The sequence below is a fragment of the Shewanella morhuae genome, assembly GCF_003028295.1.
Taxonomy (GTDB): domain Bacteria; phylum Pseudomonadota; class Gammaproteobacteria; order Enterobacterales; family Shewanellaceae; genus Shewanella; species Shewanella morhuae.
This window is the reverse complement of the sequence record NZ_PYSG01000002.1, coordinates 2,090,829-2,113,036: the sequence shown is the minus strand read 5'-3', so window position 1 is coordinate 2,113,036 and position 22,208 is coordinate 2,090,829. Positions and strand designations below refer to the sequence as shown.

19 protein-coding genes are annotated in these 22,208 nt (G+C 39.2%); 16 read left to right on the top strand and 3 right to left on the bottom strand.

All coding sequences use genetic code 11. From position 1 onward, the window contains the following. Window positions 1–18: 18 nt before the first annotated feature. The 6 genes from C9I43_RS09660 (at window position 19) to C9I43_RS09635 (ending at window position 4,608) form a co-directional block, all read left to right on the top strand. Window positions 19–1,146: a protein-glutamate methylesterase/protein-glutamine glutaminase gene (locus C9I43_RS09660; protein WP_076496689.1), complete on the top strand. Its 1,128-nt coding sequence runs from the start codon at window positions 19–21 to the stop codon at window positions 1,144–1,146. A gap of 13 nt (window positions 1,147–1,159) precedes the next feature. Next, a complete protein-coding gene (locus C9I43_RS09655) occupies window positions 1,160–1,657 on the top strand; it encodes a membrane anchored protein in chemotaxis locus (protein ID WP_107884102.1) in 498 nt (165 codons plus the stop codon). Window positions 1,658–1,715: 58 nt separating this feature from the next. Beyond that, a complete protein-coding gene (locus tag C9I43_RS09650; protein ID WP_107883309.1) occupies window positions 1,716–2,507 on the top strand; it encodes a ParA family protein in 792 nt (263 codons plus the stop codon). Further along, window positions 2,491–3,489: a chemotaxis protein CheW gene (locus C9I43_RS09645; RefSeq protein ID WP_107883308.1), complete on the top strand. Its 999-nt coding sequence runs from the start codon at window positions 2,491–2,493 to the stop codon at window positions 3,487–3,489. The genes C9I43_RS09650 and C9I43_RS09645 overlap by 17 nt, the downstream gene beginning before the upstream one ends. A 7-nt stretch (window positions 3,490–3,496) precedes the next feature. Beyond that, a complete protein-coding gene (locus C9I43_RS09640; RefSeq protein WP_076496692.1) occupies window positions 3,497–3,991 on the top strand; it encodes a chemotaxis protein CheW in 495 nt (164 codons plus the stop codon). Between the two features lie 218 nt (window positions 3,992–4,209). Further along, window positions 4,210–4,608, top strand: a complete 399-nt coding sequence (locus C9I43_RS09635; protein ID WP_107883307.1) for a DUF2802 domain-containing protein — start codon at window positions 4,210–4,212, stop codon at window positions 4,606–4,608. Between the two features lie 67 nt (window positions 4,609–4,675). Here the strand turns inward: C9I43_RS09635 and C9I43_RS09630 are convergent, their stop codons facing one another. Together C9I43_RS09630 and C9I43_RS09625 are read right to left on the bottom strand one after the other, a co-directional pair. Further along, entirely contained in the window at window positions 4,676–4,984 is a 309-nt protein-coding gene (locus tag C9I43_RS09630; RefSeq protein WP_076496694.1) for an EscU/YscU/HrcU family type III secretion system export apparatus switch protein, read from the bottom strand. Window positions 4,985–5,039: 55 nt separating this feature from the next. Continuing rightward, on the bottom strand, window positions 5,040–6,716 hold the full coding sequence (locus tag C9I43_RS09625) for a hypothetical protein (protein WP_107883306.1): 1,677 nt from the start codon (window positions 6,714–6,716) through the stop codon (window positions 5,040–5,042). A 216-nt stretch (window positions 6,717–6,932) separates the two neighbouring features. Between C9I43_RS09625 and C9I43_RS09620 the strand changes: the two genes are divergently transcribed. After that, window positions 6,933–7,715: an MlaA family lipoprotein gene (locus C9I43_RS09620; RefSeq protein ID WP_076496696.1), complete on the top strand. Its 783-nt coding sequence runs from the start codon at window positions 6,933–6,935 to the stop codon at window positions 7,713–7,715. A 126-nt stretch (window positions 7,716–7,841) separates the two neighbouring features. Further along, entirely contained in the window at window positions 7,842–8,945 is a 1,104-nt protein-coding gene (locus tag C9I43_RS09615) for a response regulator (RefSeq protein ID WP_107883305.1), read from the top strand. Between the two features lie 109 nt (window positions 8,946–9,054). Here C9I43_RS09615 and C9I43_RS09610 read toward each other — a convergent pair whose 3' ends face one another. Continuing rightward, window positions 9,055–10,563 carry a peptide MFS transporter gene (locus C9I43_RS09610; RefSeq protein WP_076496698.1) on the bottom strand — a complete coding sequence of 503 codons (1,509 nt, stop codon included), beginning with the start codon at window positions 10,561–10,563 and terminating at the stop codon, window positions 9,055–9,057. A gap of 482 nt (window positions 10,564–11,045) precedes the next feature. Between C9I43_RS09610 and rfaH the strand changes: the two genes are divergently transcribed. The 8 genes from rfaH (at window position 11,046) to rfbB (ending at window position 22,198) form a co-directional block, all read left to right on the top strand. Then, entirely contained in the window at window positions 11,046–11,552 is a 507-nt protein-coding gene (rfaH, locus tag C9I43_RS09605) for a transcription/translation regulatory transformer protein RfaH (protein WP_107883304.1), read from the top strand. 692 nt (window positions 11,553–12,244) lie between these two features. Continuing rightward, entirely contained in the window at window positions 12,245–15,004 is a 2,760-nt protein-coding gene (locus tag C9I43_RS09600) for an SLBB domain-containing protein (protein ID WP_107883303.1), read from the top strand. A gap of 197 nt (window positions 15,005–15,201) precedes the next feature. Further along, window positions 15,202–16,176, top strand: a complete 975-nt coding sequence (locus tag C9I43_RS09595; protein ID WP_107883302.1) for a Wzz/FepE/Etk N-terminal domain-containing protein — start codon at window positions 15,202–15,204, stop codon at window positions 16,174–16,176. Window positions 16,177–16,377: 201 nt separating this feature from the next. Further along, window positions 16,378–17,505, top strand: a complete 1,128-nt coding sequence (gene wecB, locus C9I43_RS09590; protein ID WP_107883301.1) for a non-hydrolyzing UDP-N-acetylglucosamine 2-epimerase — start codon at window positions 16,378–16,380, stop codon at window positions 17,503–17,505. Window positions 17,506–17,519: 14 nt separating this feature from the next. Further along, window positions 17,520–18,791 carry a UDP-N-acetyl-D-mannosamine dehydrogenase gene (gene wecC / locus C9I43_RS09585; protein ID WP_107883300.1) on the top strand — a complete coding sequence of 424 codons (1,272 nt, stop codon included), beginning with the start codon at window positions 17,520–17,522 and terminating at the stop codon, window positions 18,789–18,791. Next, on the top strand, window positions 18,788–20,065 hold the full coding sequence (tviB, locus tag C9I43_RS09580) for a Vi polysaccharide biosynthesis UDP-N-acetylglucosamine C-6 dehydrogenase TviB (protein ID WP_107883299.1): 1,278 nt from the start codon (window positions 18,788–18,790) through the stop codon (window positions 20,063–20,065). Before wecC ends, tviB begins: the two co-directional genes overlap by 4 nt. A 30-nt stretch (window positions 20,066–20,095) precedes the next feature. Beyond that, entirely contained in the window at window positions 20,096–21,121 is a 1,026-nt protein-coding gene (locus tag C9I43_RS09575; protein ID WP_107883298.1) for an NAD-dependent epimerase/dehydratase family protein, read from the top strand. After that, complete coding sequence (rfbB, locus tag C9I43_RS09570; protein ID WP_107883297.1) at window positions 21,122–22,198, top strand: dTDP-glucose 4,6-dehydratase; 1,077 nt, start codon at window positions 21,122–21,124, stop codon at window positions 22,196–22,198. Window positions 22,199–22,208: the final 10 nt, after the last annotated feature.

The following is a 22,208-nucleotide window of genomic DNA, read 5'->3' as shown; positions in this document are numbered from 1 at the left end:
TCCACGCTAAGGAATGGAATGACCATTAAAGTATTAGTCGTTGATGACTCAAGTTTTTTTAGACGACGAGTGAGTGAGATAGTCAATCAAGATCCTGAGTTGGAAGTTATCGCGACGGCCTCTAATGGGGCCGAAGCGGTTAAAATGGCGGCCGAACTTAATCCTCAGGTGATCACTATGGATATTGAGATGCCCGTCATGGATGGCATCACTGCAGTTCGCGAGATTATGGCTAAATGTCCAACACCGATTTTAATGTTTTCTTCATTAACCCACGATGGTGCTAGGGCGACGTTAGACGCCTTAGATGCGGGCGCGTTAGATTTTTTACCAAAACGCTTTGAAGATATTGCAACCAATAAAGATGATGCAATTTTATTGTTGCAACAAAGGGTTAAAGCGCTTGGGCGCCGCAGAATATTTAGGCCAGCTGCGCGTGCAATTGTTACACCTACGCCATCATCGCGTCAGGCAACAAGCGGTTTAAGGACTTCAAATATTGTTGCTGCAACACCTGTTGCGGCGCCAGTACGCACCTCGCCAGCGGCATCGATTCGAGCCAGTGGCAAACAGTATAAATTGTTACTGATTGGCACCTCTACAGGTGGGCCGGTTGCGTTACAGAAAATACTCACACAATTTCCAGCAAACTATCCGCACCCTATTTTATTAATTCAGCATATGCCAGCAGCATTTACTCCGGCATTTGCGAGTCGTCTAAATGGTTTGTGCAAAATTGAAGTGAAAGAGGCTGTTAACGGTGACATGTTAAAACCTGGTTGTGCATATTTAGCACCGGGCGGCATGCAAATGATGATCGAACGGACAGGATCTACTGGTCGATTAAAAATACTCGCAGGTAGTGCGGATATGAATTATAAGCCCTGTGTTGATATAACCTTCGCTTCTGCTTCAAAAGCTTTTGGTGGCGATATACTTGCCGTTGTTTTGACAGGAATGGGAGCAGATGGAAGGGAAGGTGCACGCATGTTGAAATCTGCAGGTGCCACTATATGGGCTCAAGATGAGGCCAGTTGTGTTGTTTATGGAATGCCGCAAGCTGTTGCTAGCGCAGGTATAGCAACTCATTCAATTGCTTTAGACAATATGGCTGAATCAATTTTAAAAGAATCCACTCGTGGCTAAGCAGCAAGATCAGATGAGCACTAATATTGTGCTCATTATATTATTAATGGGCATTGCTATTTTATGCCTTAGTGCGTTAAGTCTTGATTATCATTATAAAAATAGTGTGTTGCGTGCAGATGTAGCACGATTAGAATCGAGTCAGGTATTATTAATGGTGCCCGATAGTCAAGCAGAAGCAATTGCCACTTGGCTGGCTTCTCACCCTGAACAAACCCAGATGATGTTGCAAGTTGCCTCAGATGGACAGAAAGCGATTACAATAGGAGCAGAACCTATTGTAAAGAGTGAGATTCCATATTTACTTGAAAAGCATACTTCAGAAATAACGGCAGAAAATGGGCATTCTACTCAAGAGTTCTCAGTTCCAAAACAGCTCCAAATACCTGATGTAAATCTGAAGCAAGTCGAGCCTGATAACGCCATTGTTATTACTGAGAATGTCGATGGTGTAAAAGTGATTAGCCTACCCAATGGTGGTATTCGAGTGACAACCAGGGAAAGTCAATGACGATTAAGTACGCATTTTAAAGATTAATAGGCAGTTAAATACACATTTGGAGCATTTTTTGAAAGTCTGGACTATAGCTAATCAAAAAGGTGGCGTCGGTAAAACCACAACGGTTGCGAGCTTAGCGGGTACACTCGCTAAGCGTGGTAAACGTGTTCTTATGATAGATACAGATCCACATGCCTCATTAGGTTATTACTTAGGTATTGATTCTGAAGAAGTTGCAGGATCATTGTTTGATGTTTTTCTTGCACATAAAAGTCTTTCTAAAGAACTGGTGTTATCTCATATTGTGCCTACTCTAGTTAATGGCTTAGATCTATTACCTGCTACCATGGCACTTGCCACTTTAGATAGGGCGTTAGGTCATCAAGAGGGAATGGGATTAGTACTACGTAATTTATTAGCATTAGTCGCCGATGATTATGATGTGGCTATTGTTGATTGCCCGCCAGTACTCGGGGTATTAATGGTTAATGCACTTGCTGCGAGTCAACATATTATTATTCCAGTACAGACAGAGTTTTTGGCTATTAAAGGGCTGGAACGAATGGTTAAGACCATGGACTTGATGGGGCGATCAAAGAAAACTCATTATAGTTATACGGTAGTGCCAACTATGTATGATAAGCGCACTAAAGCGTCTCCAGCCGCCTTGAAAGTTCTGGGGGCAGAATACAGCAAGACCTTGTGGCAAGATGTGATTCCTGTAGACACTAAGTTTAGAGATGCTAGCTTAGCGCATTTACCTGTATCGCACTATGCTAGTGGTTCTCGTGGTGTGAAAGCTTATGAAAGGTTATTAGATTTCTTATTAGTCGGGGAGTTTGGCCATGTCAAAATCGGTTGATGAAACTGTTTTTGATTTTTTCGCATTATTGCTGCAAGAAGATGATGATTCAAATTGTATTGTTTCACCTCAAAGCACTATAAACGTAGAATCTAATCGGAATGTTACTGTTAGTCAAACAGCTGCGGTATTACTCGATACCGCTATTTTGGCTGAAAATGGTCGCAGTGTTGCATTACATGATCTAGAAAAACCAGTAGTGCCTAAAAAACAGCTACAATCAAAGGCTCTACCAATAAAAAATGAGTTTACTACACCTGTAAGCGATATGTCTTCTCAAGTTAATAAGCAAGCGCTTGAGAAGTTATTAGCGCCAGTCTTAAAAACTAAACAGAATGATTCTGCGCCACCAGAGCTAGAGGTTGTATCACCAATTATTGAAGATATTGTCCAGTTTACAGCGAAAACGGTATCGAATGTTCAACCTACAATTATTGAAACTGATGATAAGCAAGATATAAAACTAGAACCTGAAACCCAAGTAGGTATTACGCCACCCAGTGTGACAAAAGACTTACAAGAAGTGCTTGATGATGAGTTTCAAGTGCTCTTTTTTAAGGTTGCGGGTCTTACCCTTGCGGTACCTTTGGTCAGCCTTGGTGGCATAGTTAAGGTTGAACGGATAAACCATATTTTTGGCCGTCCAGCATGGTTTTTAGGTGTGCAGGCGCATAGAGAAGAACAGTTGAATATTGTCGATACTTGTGCGTGGGTTATGCCAGAAAAATATACAGATAAACTAGCGCAATCGGTAGATTATCAATATCTTGTATTATTAGAGGGAAGTAACTGGGGATTAACTTGTGAGTCTTTAGTTAATGCAGTAAAGATAAACAAATCGCAGGTCAATTGGCGTAGTCAAGCTGGTAAACGCCCTTGGTTGGCTGGTGTAGTGAAAGAACAGATGTGTGGTATTTTACACGTACAAGCCTTAGTTGAAATGCTTAATGCGGGTTTAGGTTGTCAGGACTCAATGGGTTGAGGTAAACATGAAAGATACAAGAAATGTAGCAGCTGTCGCTGCAAGTAAAGACGATGCAGTATTACAATGGGTTACCTTTAAGTTAGATCATGAGACTTACGGTATCAATGTAATGCAGGTACAGGAAGTATTACGTTATACGGAAATTGCTCCCGTACCGGGCGCTCCGTATTACGTAGTCGGTATCATAAATTTACGTGGTAATGTTGTAACGGTTATCGATACTCGCTCACGTTTTGGATTACAACCTGCTGAAGTTGACGACTCAACTCGGATCGTGATTATCGAAGCGGAAAAGCAAGTTATTGGTATTTTAGTCGATAGTGTTGCCGAAGTTGTCTATCTACGTCGCTCTGAAATTGATAATGCACCGAATGTCGGCACCGAAGAAAGTGCTAAGTTCATTCAAGGTGTGAGTAATCGTGATAATGAATTACTGATATTGGTTGATCTTGATAAACTATTGTCAGATGAAGAATGGGTTGAGCTGACTCAGCTATAACAAATTGTGTGAAAGAGCTGAATGGGATCATTGCATTCAGCTTTTTCATTAATTTATTTGTGCAAGTTTAGTTTTTACGATTTGTTGATGCTTTATTTTGTTTTATAAATCAATATCTTGCCAATATGATAAAAGTGCTTCAAGTGAGTGTTTTAAGATTGATATGTCACTTCTGATATCTGCCAAGTGAAGGTTATTAATAGGTATAAGGATTTTTAATGGGCGATGAATTTTTAATCGCAGCGTTAGTCTATGTCATCGCGTGCTTAGGGTTAGTTCTCTATTTACAAAAACAATTGAGTAAACTAAAAAGTAAAGTTGAAGCATTAACTGTTTTAGTTAAAGAAGGCGATCGTCAACGAGAGTCATTTAAGCGTGAGTTGCAAGAACTACGCAGTGGCACAATTGGTGTTGGTCGTCGCGTGATTGAATTAGAAAAACGGTTGTTACAACAATCTGAGCGAATAGAAGAGTCAACACAACAGGATCCACAAGCAAAGCTTTATACACGGGCGATGAAAATGGTTGCTCTGGGTGCCGGTGTTGATGAGCTGATTAAAGAGTGTGAATTACCCAAAGCTGAAGCTGAATTGTTGATTCGCTTACATCGAAAATGATCCCTATTGAGTTAAATTCTATAAAGTAAAAGCTAGACTATCCTAGTCAGCTTTATTTTATTAAGTATTAAGCTTGTTCTACGATTTTTTGATGCATATTATTCCATTGTTCGGGGAATTTACCGTCTAGCATGTACACGAATGCGATGAGTTCAGCGATAAGAAGATAAAGCTCTTTGGGAATTTCCTCTCCTAATTCTAATAATTGTAAAAAACGGCTGAGGTGCGGGTCCTGATGGATAAAGACTCCGTTAGCTTTTGCTATTGCAATAATCTCATCTGCAATTAAACCTTCCCCAGTTGCTACAACTTTTGGTGCATTACGGCCATCGTAACTTAGCGCTACAGCTTGTTTGGGCTCATTGCTTTCGCTCATGTTTTAATCCTTATTTTTTATCCATCTCAACTAAACGTTAGTCATATTGTAATTGCTAGGCTTTTGTTTTTACTAAAAAATGATCGCCAGGGAGTAAAGTGGCAGGAACTTGTGCTATCTGAGTCGTCAGCTCGCCGGTGGTGAAACCTAGTTGTGTTAATTTCTGGCTTAAAGGTATTAAATAATTGCTTACTTTATCCAAAAGTATTTGATTATTACCTTGGAATTGAATATCCAACTTTTGCTCCTGGTGTTGCGCTGCAATCAGTAAAGGGCCTTGCGCTAGGTTAAATTTTAGTTGTAAGCGCCAACCTGATTTTTTTTCTGCATTATCTGGGTCGGTTCCCTGTTCAAACTTTCCCTCTAATTGTTCATGTCGTTGATTAATATTATAAGGTAATGCAAAAAACCATACTAAATTACCAGTAGTGTCTGTACTTGCCTGTGTGTATAAATGTAGGTTAGCAGCAAATTGTGCCATAGCTTCTAAACCGCCTGCTTTACCTAGTTGACCGAGTTGTTTAGTTGATAACCCAACTTTAGATTGTAATTGCTCTAGATAATCGGCTAGTTTTTTGCTCATTGATACTGAATTTTTATTCGCAGTAAAACCGAGAATCAGCTGAAATAGTGAACTAATTGCACTGGCATTTATAAAGGGAGAATTCGGGTTTATTTGTGAGGAGGCGAGGTTCAGACTCGCAAGCCCAAGAATATTAGTCTTGAGGAAATCTAAATCATTCAATTGGCTTAACGGCGGCAACCCTAAGTGCGGCATGTGCTTAAATAGCTCTGATGCTAGATTTGAGCGGCTATTAAAGTGTGATGCCTCTATAGGAAGCGCCCCTGTTTTATTGAAGGCTTTTTGTAAAACATCCACCACTTTTGTCGAAATATCTGCTTTAGCATCACTTTCTTGAGTTCCAACCCCTTTACCACTTGAACTTATATTATGAACTAACTTACCTACATCAATAGTGTTTGCCTCTACTTTAGAGGTATTTTTTGTAGGGTCCGATTTTGTTAGCTCAGATGAAGGCGGCAAAGCTTCTAGTTTTTTTAAGAAGGAAGCCATTATCTGCACGGGTTCTATTTTTGCGATAACAATATCAGATGGTAATTTATTTATGGGAATCTGAGTTTCATTTACTGGCGCACCAATAGCTATTTCAAGTTTGCCCTGTATTGGAGTGAGTAATAAAATGGGACGTCCTTGTTGTAAACTAATTTTTGCTAAGAATTCACCTTGCGTGAGTTGTGCTCCTGAATTTTGTGCTGCAACGGTGCCGTTGGTAAAGTGAAATTCTTTGTTAACGATAGTAACGTTGGGTAATGGATAGCCTTGGACACGGGCAGCAAGAGATTCAAGCTGTGCTGATGTAATTCCATTTTGCTGCGCCAAATTGATGATGGCATCTGGCACTTTAAGTACGATAGGGGGAGCTAATGCTAATAATTGATTGGTTGCGTTTAGTGCGGTAGCAGTGGAAGCTGAGCTGGCATTGGTATTTTGCATTAATAAAAATTGGCGTGTAGCCAACAGCGTTTGCCGTTGCTGAGCATTAACAAGCTTTAAATTATATTCTGTACCGTTTAGAATAATACTGTCTCCCTCTGGGGAAGTCTGTATCTGAACCGGAACAGGTCGTGAAGACGTATTTTGTACATCAGTTTGAGCCACAGTCGCTTGTGGCTGTGCATTTAGATTGTTAGTAAGTGGTATCGACTCCATTTAATGACCTTTCATAGTGACACGACGATATATTCGTTTGATAAAATTAACAATTGACCAATTTTTTTTGCTCAGTATGCTTATGCGCTTTGTGATAAACAACTGCCATACTGATAGTACGCTATTAAGACGAATTATCTTTATATCGTCATTTTTATCTCGTCACTTTAGCTAAAACTGGGTGCCTAAGCTGTATATTTATATTAAGAGAGTGATATGAAGTTGAAATGGATGGGGTTATCTTTGGGATTAATACTGCTGCCTCAGGCGCATGCAGTAGGACAATCCACGCTTGCGACTACAGCACAAACAACTCCAACGGTGCAAATTACCTATGATGATCCCCGCGATCCATTTGAAGGCTTCAACCGTGCAATGTGGGATTTTAACTATTTGTATCTAGATAGGTATATTTATCGTCCCGTCGCTCATGGTTACAACGATTACATTCCTATGCCGGCTAAAACAGGCATTAATAATTTTGTGCAGAACCTTGAAGAACCAAGCAGTTTAGTGAATAACTTGTTACAAGGAAAGCTAGGCTGGGCTGCAAATGCTGGTGGGCGCTTTACCGTCAACTCGACCGTTGGACTACTCGGTATTATTGATGTTGCGGATATGATGGGTATGAGCCGTAAACAAGACGAATTTAACGAAGTGCTTGGTTATTATGGTGTGCCCAATGGCCCATATTTTATGGCACCGTTTGCAGGACCCTACGTAGTGCGAGAACTCGCATCAGATTGGGTTGATGGACTATACTTTCCGTTATCGGAGTTAACCATGTGGCAAACCGTCGTAAAATGGGGGCTTAAAAACCTTCATTCCAGAGCATCGGCGATTGATCAAGAACGACTAGTCGATAACGCTCTTGACCCCTATGCCTTCGTTAAAGATGCATATTTACAACACATGGACTATAAGGTCTATGATGGTAATGTTCCTCAAAAACAAGATGATGATGAGTTACTCGAGCAATATATGCAGGAGCTTGAGTAGCGTTATTTGCCGTATTTGAGTGTGTTTCTTGATAGTAGCAAAGTATTTGCCTTATCTTTTTTAATGACTCTAACGGCAGCATGACTTGATTAACGACTATATACTGCATTTTATTCGGAAACCCTTATGGCGTTAAATGGTGTTGCGGTTTTGTTGGTTGAAGATGACCCAGTCTTTAGGCAGATAGTGACCCACTTCCTTGAAAAGCAAGGTGCGCAGGTCACGCAAGCTTGTGATGGCGAGCAAGGCGTGTCGTTTTTTAAATCGCAGCATTTTGATGTAGTTCTTGCTGACTTGAGTATGCCCAAACTTGGTGGGCTTGATATGCTAAAGGAAATGATAACATTAGCGCCTTTAGTCTGTTATATCGTGATTTCTGGTAATAATGTCATGGCCGATGTAGTTGAAGCATTACGGCTTGGCGCGAGTGATTATTTAGTTAAACCAGTTGCTGATTTATTTATTATCGAACAAGCTATTAAGCAAAACCTTCATCGCTCCCACATTGATGATATGTACGCGGCAGACTTTGATGCACTTTCTTTTCAAGAGTTGAGCAGTAACCTTACAATGTTAGAGCAAAGTGTTGCAGCAGCAAAGCAGGTTCAACAACAGCTTTTTCCTGCATCAAATATCAGTTACCCCGCGGCTAAAGTCGATTATAGCTTATATAAAAACAGTGATATAAGCAGTTACTTTATCGATTCATCCATGGTGGGGAGTCATCATCTCATCATGTATATGGCCCATTTATATCCTGAAGATAATCGAGCCGCCTTTGCTTGCGTTCTACTGAGAAGTTTTGTGAATCAGAAACTTAAAGATTTTCGTAGTGGGCAGAGTCAGGCCATTATCGAGCCATTTAATATGATGAGCTACTTGAATGAGCGATTAGTGAAATCGGGTCTCGATATTAAGGCGGATATGATTTATATCTCAATTGAACTGACAAAGTATCGAGCTGCGATTGCTCATGCGGGTAAGGGACTCCGTTGTTATTTACGTAATAGTGAAGGCCTAAGTCCGTTAGCGCTCTCAGAGAGCTCGCAGTTGGGTGTAGTCGATTGGGTCAAACCAAGCATTCAGTTCCGTAGTATTTTGCCACAAGAACAGCTATGTATTGCGACAAGTGAGCCAGAACATAGACAATTGTTGCTCGATGACCAATTTAAGGGATTGATTTATGATACTGATTTACCCGCTGGTGGTTTCTTGCAGTTGAGTTTTTAATGTATGCCTATCATTTCTACTTTATATTGAGTATCACTTCATATTTTTCAAAGTAATAAAAAACGCCTTACTCACAGTAAGGCGTTTTTTTTTGCAGTTGAGTAAAGTACTAGCGTTTAATTATCGCTTCATGCTCAGCTGTTACTGCTATTTCACTTTCTAATGCTTCGGCTTCTGTTTGATGTTTGCTTTCAGCACCGTGCATCCAATCGACTAACTTATCAGCCATAAAGTACAAGATCACGCCAGAAAGTGCAGCAGTGATTGCGATGCCAGAGAAAATTGCCATTGCATTCGCAAGTTGCTCCTCTTTTTCGCCGCCATGGCCAATAAACGAACCAACAACACCACCAATTTTGTTAGCGGCCGCAACGAATAGGAACCAAGCTCCCATCATCAAAGAAGCAATACGCAGTGGGGCAAGCTTAGTGACCATAGATAAGCCGATGGGAGATAAACATAACTCACCCATAGTGTGGAAGAAATAAGCGCCTACCAACCACCACATGCTTGATTTAACTGAAGCATCGCCGCCCATTTGCATTACAGCACCAATCATAAAAAGGAAACCGATGGCGAGTAAAAATAGTCCTAGTGCAAACTTAACGGGGGAGTTTGGCTCATTTTTGCCTAAGCGGATCCAAATAGAAGCAATCACTGGCGCGAATAATACAATAAAGATAGCGTTTAAAGATTGGAACCAAGTCGTCGGAACTTCAAAGGAGCCAACCATGCGGTCAGTGAATTCGTTAGTGAACAAATTCATTAAACCGCCAGCTTGCTCAAAACCCGCCCAGAAAATAATAGTAAATAAACCCATCACCATGATGACCTTAATACGATCACGCTCTACTTTAGTGAGTGGTTCCTTACGTTCTTCACCCTTTTCCTGTGCTTTTTGCTTTTCAAGCTTAGCTGCCGGCACTCTTCCTATATCGCCTAAATACTTTTGTGCGAACAAAAATTGAATGATTAATGAGAAAATCATTCCAACACCGGCACAGAAGAAACCTGCTTGCCAGTTATTAACAAAAACTTCCTCTCCATTAACGACAGAAGCATACCCGAAAGTGGTGTATGCCCAAGCCACGATGAAGCCAGACAGAGCTGCGCCTAGATTGATACCCATATAGAAAATAGTGAAAGCACCATCACGGCGGTGATCGCCCTCTTCGTATAGATCGCCAACCATTGTTGAAATATTAGGTTTAAATAGACCGTTACCAAGAATGAGTGTACCTAATCCTATATAGAATACGGTTGCTTCTAAACCGGGGATCCAGCTATGTGGCGCAGCCAGTAAAAATTGACCCGCTGCCATCAAGGCGCCACCAAAATAAATCGCTTTACGTTGACCCAGTACGTTATCTGCTAACCAACCGCCAATAAGTGGCGTTAAATAGACCAAACCTGTGAATGTGCCATAAAGTGATAAGGCTTCTGCTTGAGTCCAGCCTAAACCATGCCCGCCATCACTTTGAACTCTATCGACGAGGTACAGCACCAAAATGGCGCGCATTGCATAATAACTAAAACGTTCCCAAAGTTCTGTTGTAAACAGCAAGAACAATCCTTTTGGATGTCCAAGCATCGTTCCTTGTGGTTTTGCTACGCTCATGAAGTATTCTACCTTAAGCTCGTGATTGCCTGTGGGCCCCTGAAACAGGATGATGTCACCACAGAAAAATAATGATTACTCGTCCCAAATCGTCTGTGGTTTATCAACAATCATTTAGCACGATAAACAATAGCGTGCCTCCGTAATTGTTGAATAACCGCTAGTTACGTATGGGTTATTGTTACTTTTTTATAGTAAAAGTAATTTTTTTTAGTTTCAAATGTGTTGCTTCGCTAAAATCCCACCTTATATACCCCTTAAAAGCAACAAAAGTCAATTTTGGTAAGCACTAAGTGGTGACATTGTCGACAATTGAGTTACTTGGAAAAGTTAACACAGTTTTGCTAATGTAGAAGTGATTGTATGGATACTGAACGAGAGATGTTAATTGGCTAAAAACTACTTCCATGAGCTTAAACATCTTTGCTATGATTGCGCCCCGTGAATGGACATCACTTAAAATAGGGCAGTGAGATTAGTGTATGAAGGCATGGTACCTCTTGTATTGTAAGCCTCGTAGTGAAACGAGAGCACAACAAAACTTAGCACTTCAAAATTTAGAAACCTACTTACCGATGATCTCTGAAGAGAAATCTTTACGTGGGCGTAAACAAATCTGCCGTGTACCATTATTCCCTAATTACCTATTCATCAATTTTGACCCAAGCCAGACAAGTGTTAGGCAGGTCCATTCTACTCGTGGTGTGAATCGTATCGTTAATTGTCGTGAGCAAATGACGCCTATTGACGATAGAGTTATCCATGCCATTCGCATGAAAGAGTTAACGCCTTCCCAAACCGAATTAGCCGAAGAACCGGAGCTGAAAACGGGGGAGAAAATTCGTTTTAAAGATGGGCCTTTCATTGATTTAGAGGGTGTTTTTCAAGAGAAATGCCCTAATAAGCGTTGTCATATCCTTTTCAATATTATGGGTCAAGTCAAAATCGTTGCTGTGCCACAGCAAAGTGTAGAACGAATTCATATTTAATTTATAGACATCGCAGTAAGAGGTTTACCTGTTTTCTTGTAAGACATTAGCTATTCTTAAGCTGCTTTTGACTTGTTTTTTAGAAGGTGGATGATTATAAATCATCGATTAAACAGTAGGTTGCAGATTTTCTGTGCAGAATTTGACTCGCTGACAACTTAATAGGTTGAAATGTGAACGGCTAGGTGTTCAATTGAAGATTAAGTGCACAAAGTGAAGTGGTTTTTTAGAGTAATATGCAGTGTTATTGATACCGTGTTAATTGTTAAACGTGTTTTTATAAGCTGATGGTGTATCACGCGCTAGCAGTTGGATATTAAACGCTACATTTTGCTACTATAAAGGTATGCAATTATTGCTTTGTTCATGAAAAATAAGAATTTTCGCATCGCGAAGGGTAATTTAGAAGCCGTAATCTATGGGCGGTAGCGTGTCTGAAAGGCATGGATACATGACTAAAAGTGTCATTCGTTAAGCTGACGTCAAAAGCCACTACGTGGGTAGTTAGCGTGTTTAAAAGCATTAAAATTACAGCTTGGCTCTATATACAAGAACCAAAAATCTTGAACGTATAGTTGTCATTTATGCGCACAAGCTTCAAATAAAAGATTATCCCGCCTTTAATTGCTCTGAGTATTTAGCTGAAGGCTTAACTTAACGTTTTGATTGAATTATATTAACGGAGATAACTGGTGTTACAACAAATCAAAAAAATCATCATAGTTGGCCTTAGTACGACCATATTGATGGGCGCTCAGGCTCAGGCCGTCACGCCATCTCCGCAAATGATTGAGCAGTTCAAGCAGCTACCTAAATCGGAACAAACAAGGCTTGCTAAACAATATGGAATCGATCCAGCGATGCTTTCTGGATCTCAGGCACAAACTCAGCTTTCAAACCCAGAAGTGGTAGGGGCTCGAGATCTAAATGACAACGATAGCGAGACTGATGAACGAAGTCGTGATAATCGTAAAAAAACGGCTAAATCAGAGTTCGATTTTTCTGAAGATAGCAGCAAAATTAAATTGCGCCGTTTCGGCTACGAAATGTTCGCGGGTGAGCCGAGTACCTTTGCACCGGTGTCAGATGTGCCTGTGCCTAGCGAGTACCTTGTCGGTCCTGGGGACAATATTAAAGTCCAACTTTATGGCAAAGATAACAAAGAGTATGACTTAGTTATCAATCGTGACGGTTTTATACAGTTCCCAGAACTCGGGCCAATACCGGTTATGGGGCTTAGCTTTTCTGAGCTTCGCAACTCTTTATCCGAGCGAATTAAGCAACAGATGATTGGTATCGAGTCAAACATCACTATGGGTGAGCTACGCTCAATCCGTATTTTTGTGGCTGGGGACGCTTATAAATCAGGTTCTTACACCGTTTCAAGCCTTTCAACTATTACTCAAGCCTTATTTGTTGCTGGTGGCATGAATGAAATTGGCTCGCTACGAAATGTGCAACTTAAGCGCAATGGCAAGCTTGTAGGCACTTTAGATCTATATGATCTCCTTATGCGTGGTGATGCTTCAGGTGATTTAATGCTCCGTTCTGGGGATGTTGTGTTTATTCCCTCAATTGGTGGGCTGGTTACTGTGACGGGCGAAGTTAGACGTCCAGCTATTTACGAATTAAAACATAATGAAAATATGGCTGACATTATTGAAATGGCCGCGGGGTTAAACGCCGGAGCCTATCCCAAAAGTAGCTCTATTGAACGTTATAATAATAACTCGCTTAAAACCGTTGTGAATGTGGATTTAACAACCGAACAAGGCAAAGGTACACCAGCTAAAGCCGGCGATGTTATTAAAGTGAAAAGTGCTTCTGAGCAATACGAAAGTGCCATTTCTATCGCCGGTGCTGTAGTTCGCCCTGGTAAATATCAATGGTTTGCAGGTCAAAAAATTAGTGATGTATTACCTTCACTGTGGGGTGATTTAGCAGCCTCTGCCGATCTTGATTACGCGATTGTGATTCGTGAAGTCAATCAATATGGCGATATCGAAGTACATCAGTTTTCTCCAGGAAAAGCGATTGGTGCTAAAGATAGCAGTCAAGATTTAAATTTAAATGCACGCGATAAAATTGTTGTTTTTAACTTCTCTGATGATATTCAGAATCGTTATGAGTTAAACAAATTAGTGAAAGAACGCGTTGAAAAGGTGACTTCCTTAAATACCAATAACCTTTTAGGTTCGGATCTATTTAAAGCGGGATTTATACAACTGGATAAAAGTAAATTAAAACAACGTTCAGATCTAGCTGGTGTGGTATTAACAGATAAAACAGAAGCAGAAGAGGCCGAAGTCGTAAAAGGTGTTGTCAATAAAATGTTGGCTAATCTTTTTGATGACGTTGAGCTACTTAAACTAAGTGATCAAATGGGACGACAAGAGTTGCTGTATCCCGTAATGGTTAAATTGAATGGTCAAGGCCGCGCGGGTTCAGGGATTCAAATTGTTGCTATTGATGGTCAAGTCCGCGAACCTGGTGTGTATCCTCTCACTGTAGGTGCTCGTGTTAATGATTTAGTGATTGCCGCTGGCGGTTTAAAGGAAGGTGCTTATACTGCCAAAGCAGAATTAACCACTACCTCAACCGATATTAATGGTTCAAGTATTAGACATAATAATATTGATTTAAGACAAGCTCTGCAGGGATTCGACGGTGCCAATCTTCGTTTAACAGGGCGTGACATGTTAACAGTCATGACGACACCTGATTGGCAAGAAACTAAAGTGGTTGAAATCCGAGGTGAAGTCAAATTTCCTGGTCGTTATAATATTCACCGTGGTGAAACATTAAATGATTTAATTACCCGAGTGGGAGGCTTTACTGATTACGCCTATTTACCCTCTGCAGTGTTTGTGCGTGAATCAGTCCGTCAACAAGAACAAATTGAGATTAAAAAGCTAGCCGATCAGTTGCGCCGAGATATAGCCACGCGTGGAGTATCTAAAGACGGTTCGGTTGTAAATTATGCCGATGCACAATTGATGTTAGCTGATTTAGAAAATATAAAAGCAGTCGGTCGTCTCGTTGTTGATTTGCCGGCCATTTCGCTTGGGATTGAACAAGCTAATATTCAGCTCGAAGATGCTGATATTCTCTATATTCCATCAACTAAGCAAACTATTGCCGTAATGGGGGAAGTTCAACATCCTGCAACACATAGATTTAAAAATGGCCTAACGCTAGACCAGTATTTAGCTATGTCGGGCGGTGCACGCAAGCGCGCCGATGAAGACCGCACTTATGTTATTCAAGCGAATGGTTCTGTACTAATGCCAGGACGTTCAAGCTGGTTTAGTAGTGAAGATCAATTACAACCAGGCGATACCATCATTGTTCCTTTAGATACGGAATATAAAGATAACTTAAGCTTATGGACCCAAATTACGGGCATTATCTACAACACTGCCGTTGCCGTATCGGTTATTGCTGGACTATAACTGTAAATAGTGAACTTGCAAAAGTGAAATGTAACCGTCTTGAGTGCTGTTTCCTTATTTAGGTAAAGTGTCAAGAAGTTGTTATGTCGGTTTACTTCTATCTTAAAACCTTTTTATAAATTAAGCATTTTGCCAATGAAACGTTTGTATGTAAAATATTCAATTGGCAAAATCTTGAATAATGAGACAATTGCATAATGTCTACTGAAGTTTCAAAATGTATCGCTGACGGCAGATTACTTAATAAGGGATCTAAAATCATAGCAAATAATGAAGAAATTGATCTACGCGTACTATTTTCTGTCATCTTGCAAGGCAAGTGGCCAATTATGGTAATCACAGCTCTATTCGCTATTAGTTCAGTTTTTTTTGCTCTCATGCAGCCAAACATCTATAGATCGGACGTACTACTTGCGCCAGCTTCTGAAGCACAAGGTGGTGGATTAGGTGAATTTGCCTCACAGTTTGGTGGTTTAGCAAGTATTGCTGGCGTTAACTTAGGCGGTAAAGGCGTTATAAATAAAACCCAAATGGCAATAGAAGTGATGAAATCTCGCAAATTTGCTACTGAATTTATTCAAAAGCATAATTTACTTGCTGATCTCATGGCTGCTGATAAATGGGATATTAGTCAAGATAAACTCATATATAACCCAAACCTTTATAATGATAAAACAAATACTTGGGTCCGAGAAATAAAAGCACCATTTAAGCCAAAACCATCTATGCAAGAAGCTTTTAATGTTTTTACTAAAGCTGTTACTGTTAATTTATCTAAAGATTCTGGTATGGTAACGGTTTCTGTTGACCATGTATCGCCTAGTGCTGCTCAGCAATGGGCTACATGGCTCGTACAAGATATCAATAGAATGATGAAAGACCGTGATGTTGCTGAAGCTAATAGTAGTACTCAGTTTTTGAACAAGCAAATAGCTTTAACAAATGTTGCAGATATAAAGACAATTCTTTATAAACTAATTGAACAACAAGCAAAAACAATTATGCTTGCTGAAGTGAGAGATGAGTACATTTTTAAGACGATTGATCCAGCTATAGTACCTGAAGTGAAAACTAAACCCAAGAGAGCTTTAATTTGTATTTTAGGCACAATATTCGGTTTTATGCTTGGGTTAATAATTGTTTTAGTAAGATATTACGTAAAGGGTAGGTAAAGGGGAAATATTTACCTTGTTTGGTTTTGATGCAATTTTCGCGCTCAGTTTTTTTCGAGCTTAAATAATTCCGTATGGAAATTAATCTAATATCTTCAAAATGGATTTTGTGAGTCTCAGCTTTGATTAGATCTGCTGAGATATTGAAATGTTAATATTCAACTTCTCTATGTAGATGTTGCTCAATGTAGGCCAAGTGTAATGATTAAGACTAAAGTACTTACTGTATTTGGTACCAGACCTGAAGCTATAAAAATGGCTCCATTAGTTCACGCTTTAGCATCTGATGATCGTTTTGAATCAAAATGCTGCGTTACAGCACAACACCGTGAGATGCTTGATCAAGTTTTGGAACTCTTCGAAATTGTACCTGATTATGATCTAGACTTAATGAAAGTTGGTCAAACTCTTAATGATGTAACATCAAGAATAGTTCAAGAATTGAAGCCAGTTCTTCAAGATTTCAAACCTGATATTGTTTTAGTTCATGGTGATACTGCTACGACATTTGCTGCAAGTTTAGCTGCATATTATGAGCAGATTAAAGTTGGACATATAGAGGCAGGTCTTCGAACTGGTAATATTTATTCTCCTTGGCCAGAAGAAGCTAATCGAAGGTTAACAGGAGTATTAACGTCATATCACTTTACTCCAACCGAAACATCAAAACAAAATTTAATAAAAGAGAATTTTGATATTAATTCCATAATAGTGACAGGAAATACTGTTATTGATGCTTTATTAATAATAAAAGATAAAATTGACTCAGATGATGAGTTGAGAAAAAATCTTGCTCTTCAATTTCCTTTTTTAGATAAAGAAAAAAAATTAATATTGGTAACTGGCCATCGAAGGGAGAGTTTCGGTGATGGATTTGAGAGAATCTGTGAGGCATTAGTGATTACAGCAAAGGCACATCCAGATTGTCAAATTTTATATCCAATGCATTTAAATCCCAATGTTCGTGAACCAGTAAATCGTGTATTAGGTGGGTTTGAAAACATTTTTTTAATCGAACCGCAACAATATCTCCCATTTATTTATCTAATGACCCGTTCTTATATTATTTTAACTGACTCAGGGGGAATTCAGGAGGAAGCACCATCCTTAGGTAAGCCCGTCCTTGTCATGCGTAACACGACTGAAAGACCTGAAGCAGTTGATGCTGGTACTGTAAAATTAGTGGGAACGGATGTGGCGGCAATCGTTGAGAATTTGAATCTATTATTGACTGATGAATCAGCGTACAAAAAGATGAGTTTTGCTCATAATCCGTATGGTAACGGTAAAGCATGTGAAAAAATTCTTAATGTGTTAAAAATAAATTAAAAGGTAGTAATTTCATGTCTTTTGGCACAGTTTCAGTGATTGGTTTAGGTTATATTGGGTTGCCAACTGCAGCCATGTTTGCATCTTGTAAGAAAAACGTGATTGGTGTAGATGTGAACCAGAATGCAGTTGATACCATTAATCGCGGTGAGATACATATTGTTGAGCCAGAGTTAGATGTGATTGTTCAAGCCGCTGTTCAGAATGGTTTTTTAAAGGCGGTAATTAAACCTGAACCAGCCGATGCATTTTTAATAGCTGTGCCAACTCCATTTCTTCCTTGTTATTTTGGTGAGATACCACAACCTGACCTAAGTTATATAAAATCTGCATGTGAGGGGATTGCTTCTGTATTAAAACGCGGAGACCTAGTTATTTTGGAATCTACATCTCCTGTAGGAACCACTGAAAAGGTAGCAGAATGGCTAGCTGAAATACGTCGCGATTTATCATTCCCTCAACATAAGGGGGAATACGCTGATATTAATATTGCGCATTGTCCTGAAAGAGTCTTACCAGGACATGTGGTCAGAGAGTTAGTTATAAACGACCGCGTTATAGGTGGTATGTCAAGTCGATGTTCAGAACGTTCAGTTGAGTTGTATAAAACATTTGTTCTTGGTGATTGTGTTATTACAAATGCACGAACTGCAGAAATGGCAAAATTAACAGAAAACAGTTGTCGAGATGTGCAAATAGCTTTTGCAAATGAGCTTTCTATTATCTGTGATAAATTAGATATTGATGTTTGGGAGTTGATCTCATTAGCGAATAGGCATCCACGAATTAATATTCTGCAACCAGGTCCTGGCGTAGGCGGTCATTGTATCGCTGTAGATCCATGGTTTATTGTATCTAAAACACCCGATGAAGCTAAATTAATTTATACCGCAAGAATAGTTAACGACAGTAAACCTACTTGGGTTATTGATAAAGTTAAACTGGCTATTTCTGAGTATTTACAACTCGAGCCTACTAAAACGGTTAAAGACGTAATAATTGCTTGTTATGGCCTTGCATTTAAACCTGATATAGATGATTTACGCGAAAGTCCTGCACTATCAATTTCAGCTGAGATTGCATTATTACATCGTGGCGTAACTCTTGCTGTAGAGCCAAATATTGAAAATTTGCCATCTTCTCTCGATAATTTGAAATTAGTAGATTTGAGTACAGCTTATACAACTGCCAATATCCATGTAATGCTTGTTGATCATAAACAATTCAGGTTTTCTGACTCTCCTCAAGGAATTATTGTTGATACAAAAGGTATCTGGACAAAATGATTAATATAAAAGAAATTAAAATCGGCATTATTGGACTAGGTTACGTTGGGTTGCCATTGGCGGTAGAGTTTGGGAAAACATATTCTACTTTAGGTTTCGATATTAACAGAAATCGTATTATTGAGTTAAGCAATGCTACTGACTCTACCCTAGAGTGCTCTTCAGAAGAGATTTCTAAGGCTTTAATGTTATCATTCTCTGATGACCGTGAAGAATTAAAGCAATGCAATATTTATATTGTGACAGTTCCGACGCCAATAGATGAACATAAACAGCCAGATTTAACACCATTAATTCAAGCTTCAAAAATGTTAGGTGATGTTATTAGTGCTGGTGATGTCGTTATCTATGAATCAACAGTCTACCCAGGTGCAACAGAAGAAGTATGCATACCTGTTTTAGAGAATATCTCTGGTTTAGTATTTAATAAAGATTTTTATGCTGGTTATAGTCCAGAACGAATTAATCCAGGAGATAAGGAGCATAGGGTCACAAATATTAAGAAAGTCACTTCAGGCTCAACTCCAGAAGTTGCCGAGTTTGTCGATTCATTGTATCGCTCTATTATTATTGCAGGGACTCATAAAGCGACCTCTATTAAAGTTGCAGAAGCTGCTAAGGTGATAGAAAACACACAGCGAGATTTAAACATAGCATTAATTAATGAATTAGCGGTTATTTTTAATAAACTCAATATAGACACTGAAGAAGTTCTGATGGCTGCTGGTTCAAAATGGAACTTTTTGCCATTTAGACCGGGCCTTGTCGGAGGTCACTGTATTGGTGTTGATCCTTATTATTTAACTCATAAGGCTCAGTCTATCGGTTATCACCCTGAAGTGATCCTAGCTGGTCGCAGGATCAATGACGGTATGAGTCGATACGTTGCATCACAGCTTGTGAAGGCTATGTTAAAAAGGCGAATTCATATAGAAGGAGCCAATGTCTTAATTATGGGGCTTACATTCAAAGAAAATTGTCCAGATATTCGTAATACAAAAGTTGTCGATATAATAAAAGAATTAGCTGAGTATAATATAAACGTAGATATATATGATCCATGGGTCAGTGTCGAAGAAGCTAAAAAAGAATACGATGTTACTGTTTTAGGGGTAAAGCCAAAAAGTCAATATGATGGAATTATTTTAGCTGTAGCTCATGATGAGTTTAAAAAAATGTCAGTAACTGATTTTCAACGTCTTCGAAAATCAGAATCAATTATTTACGATTTGAAATATGTTCTTGATAAAAATGTTTCTGACCTTCGACTTTAACTTGTAAATATAAAGCACCGAGAATATTCAATGACTAAATACGAGCAAGTTCAAAAAGAATTAATAGCTTCTCCAAAAGTGTGGCTTATTACTGGTGTTGCTGGTTTTATTGGCTCAAATTTATTAGAAAAATTACTCTTACTAAACCAAAAAGTTGTTGGTCTAGATAATTTTTTAACAGGGCATCAGCGGAATCTAGATGAGGTAAAATCTCAAGTATCAGATGCTCAATGGTTAAACTTTAAATTTATAAATGGTGATATTCGTAATCTTAACGATTGTGCATTAGCTGTTGAGGGGGTTGATTATATTCTTCATCAAGCAGCGTTAGGCTCAGTACCCCGGTCAATAGCTGATCCAATAACCACAAATGCGACAAATATTACTGGTTTTATTCACATGTTACAGGCTGCAAAAGAGGCAAATGTAAAAAGTTTTACTTACGCCGCGTCTAGCTCTACTTATGGTGACCACCCTGCGTTGCCCAAATTAGAAGACAATATAGGGAGTCCGCTATCTCCCTATGCAGTTACTAAGTACGTAAATGAGCTTTATGCTGGTGTATATGCTAGAACTTATGGCTTTAAATCTATAGGCTTGCGTTATTTTAATGTATTTGGAAAACGTCAAGATCCAGATGGTGCATACGCCGCTGTTATTCCTAAATGGACTGCATCATTGATAATTGGTAATGATGTTTTTATTAATGGGGATGGTGAAACGAGCCGTGATTTTTGTTTTATTGAAAATACAGTTCAAATAAATATTCTTGCCGCAACAGCTCCTGATACTGCTAAAGATCAAGTATATAATGTTGCAGTTGGTGATAGGACTACACTAAATGAACTGTACGATGCAATTCAATTAGCGTTAAATGAAAATGGTCTTTCCGTAGATTCAAAGCCTATATATCGTGATTTTAGAGCTGGTGATGTACGCCATTCACAAGCTGATATCGGCAAGGCTAAATCTATATTAGGTTATCATCCAGAGTTTAAGATTTTTGATGGAATTTCAAAAGCAATGCCATGGTATAAAGCTTTTTTAGGAAAATAAATGAGAATTTTAATAACTGGCGGCGCTGGTTTCATCGGTTCAGCAGTGATTCGCTACATAATAAATAATACATATGACTCAGTTATTAACCTTGATAAATTAACTTACGCTGGCAATCTAGAGTCAATCAACTCTGTTAGTAATAATGAACGCTACTATTTTGAACAAGTTGATATTTGCGATCGTAAAGAACTAGATAGAGTGTTTAAGCAATATCAACCACAAGCAGTAATGCATCTAGCTGCTGAATCTCACGTTGATAGATCTATTACTGGTCCTTCAGATTTTATTCAAACTAACATAGTTGGTACCTACACACTTCTTGAGGCAGCTCGGGAGTATTGGAATACCTTATTAGGCTCTGAGAAGAAAGCCTTTCGTTTTCATCACATATCAACAGATGAAGTCTATGGTGATTTACCTCATCCAGATCAGCTAGCTGTAAATCAAGATCTTCCGCTATTCACTGAGTCTACATCTTATTCGCCAAGTAGCCCTTATTCGGCTTCAAAAGCATCAAGTGATCATTTAGTCAGAGCTTGGTTACGCACATACGGTTTGCCAATCATTGTAACTAATTGTTCAAACAATTACGGACCATATCATTTTCCTGAAAAATTGATTCCACTAGTGATCCTTAATGCACTCGAGGGTAAGCCATTGCCTATTTATGGTAAAGGCGATCAAATTCGTGATTGGCTATATGTCGAGGACCATGCTAGAGCATTATTTAAAGTCGTGACAGAAGGTAAAGTTGGCGAAACCTATAATATTGGTGGTCATAACGAGAAGAAAAACATTGACGTAGTAGAAACTATTTGCGTTATTTTAGATGATCTTGTCCCCAAAGAGACTAAGTATGCAGAGCAAATTACGTTTGTTGTAGACAGGCCTGGTCATGACCGACGTTATGCAATCGATGCGAGAAAAATAAGTCGAGAACTGAATTGGCAACCCGAAGAAACCTTCGAGTCAGGTTTGCGAAAAACAGTTAAATGGTATTTAGCTAATCAGCAATGGTGTCAACATGTTCAGGATGGTTCATATCAAAGACAACGCTTAGGTATTAACGAGTAGTATCAGGTTG

What these genes read in the sequence shown, in the direction of transcription:
- wecC (WP_107883300.1), top strand. Translation starts at nt 17,520, where the DNA reads ATGTCTTTTGGCACAGTTTCAGTGATTGGTTTAGGTTATATTGGGTTG.
- C9I43_RS09625 (WP_107883306.1), bottom strand. Translation starts at nt 6,716, where the DNA reads ATGGAGTCGATACCACTTACTAACAATCTAAATGCACAGCCACAAGCG.
- C9I43_RS09645 (WP_107883308.1), top strand. Translation starts at nt 2,491, where the DNA reads ATGTCAAAATCGGTTGATGAAACTGTTTTTGATTTTTTCGCATTATTG.
- C9I43_RS09610 (WP_076496698.1), bottom strand. Translation starts at nt 10,563, where the DNA reads ATGAGCGTAGCAAAACCACAAGGAACGATGCTTGGACATCCAAAAGGA.
- C9I43_RS09575 (WP_107883298.1), top strand. Translation starts at nt 20,096, where the DNA reads ATGACTAAATACGAGCAAGTTCAAAAAGAATTAATAGCTTCTCCAAAA.
- wecB (WP_107883301.1), top strand. Translation starts at nt 16,378, where the DNA reads ATGATTAAGACTAAAGTACTTACTGTATTTGGTACCAGACCTGAAGCT.
- C9I43_RS09615 (WP_107883305.1), top strand. Translation starts at nt 7,842, where the DNA reads ATGGCGTTAAATGGTGTTGCGGTTTTGTTGGTTGAAGATGACCCAGTC.
- rfaH (WP_107883304.1), top strand. Translation starts at nt 11,046, where the DNA reads ATGAAGGCATGGTACCTCTTGTATTGTAAGCCTCGTAGTGAAACGAGA.
- C9I43_RS09640 (WP_076496692.1), top strand. Translation starts at nt 3,497, where the DNA reads ATGAAAGATACAAGAAATGTAGCAGCTGTCGCTGCAAGTAAAGACGAT.
- C9I43_RS09620 (WP_076496696.1), top strand. Translation starts at nt 6,933, where the DNA reads ATGAAGTTGAAATGGATGGGGTTATCTTTGGGATTAATACTGCTGCCT.
- C9I43_RS09595 (WP_107883302.1), top strand. Translation starts at nt 15,202, where the DNA reads ATGTCTACTGAAGTTTCAAAATGTATCGCTGACGGCAGATTACTTAAT.
- C9I43_RS09660 (WP_076496689.1), top strand. Translation starts at nt 19, where the DNA reads ATGACCATTAAAGTATTAGTCGTTGATGACTCAAGTTTTTTTAGACGA.
- rfbB (WP_107883297.1), top strand. Translation starts at nt 21,122, where the DNA reads ATGAGAATTTTAATAACTGGCGGCGCTGGTTTCATCGGTTCAGCAGTG.
- C9I43_RS09635 (WP_107883307.1), top strand. Translation starts at nt 4,210, where the DNA reads ATGGGCGATGAATTTTTAATCGCAGCGTTAGTCTATGTCATCGCGTGC.
- tviB (WP_107883299.1), top strand. Translation starts at nt 18,788, where the DNA reads ATGATTAATATAAAAGAAATTAAAATCGGCATTATTGGACTAGGTTAC.
- C9I43_RS09630 (WP_076496694.1), bottom strand. Translation starts at nt 4,984, where the DNA reads ATGAGCGAAAGCAATGAGCCCAAACAAGCTGTAGCGCTAAGTTACGAT.
- C9I43_RS09655 (WP_107884102.1), top strand. Translation starts at nt 1,160, where the DNA reads ATGAGCACTAATATTGTGCTCATTATATTATTAATGGGCATTGCTATT.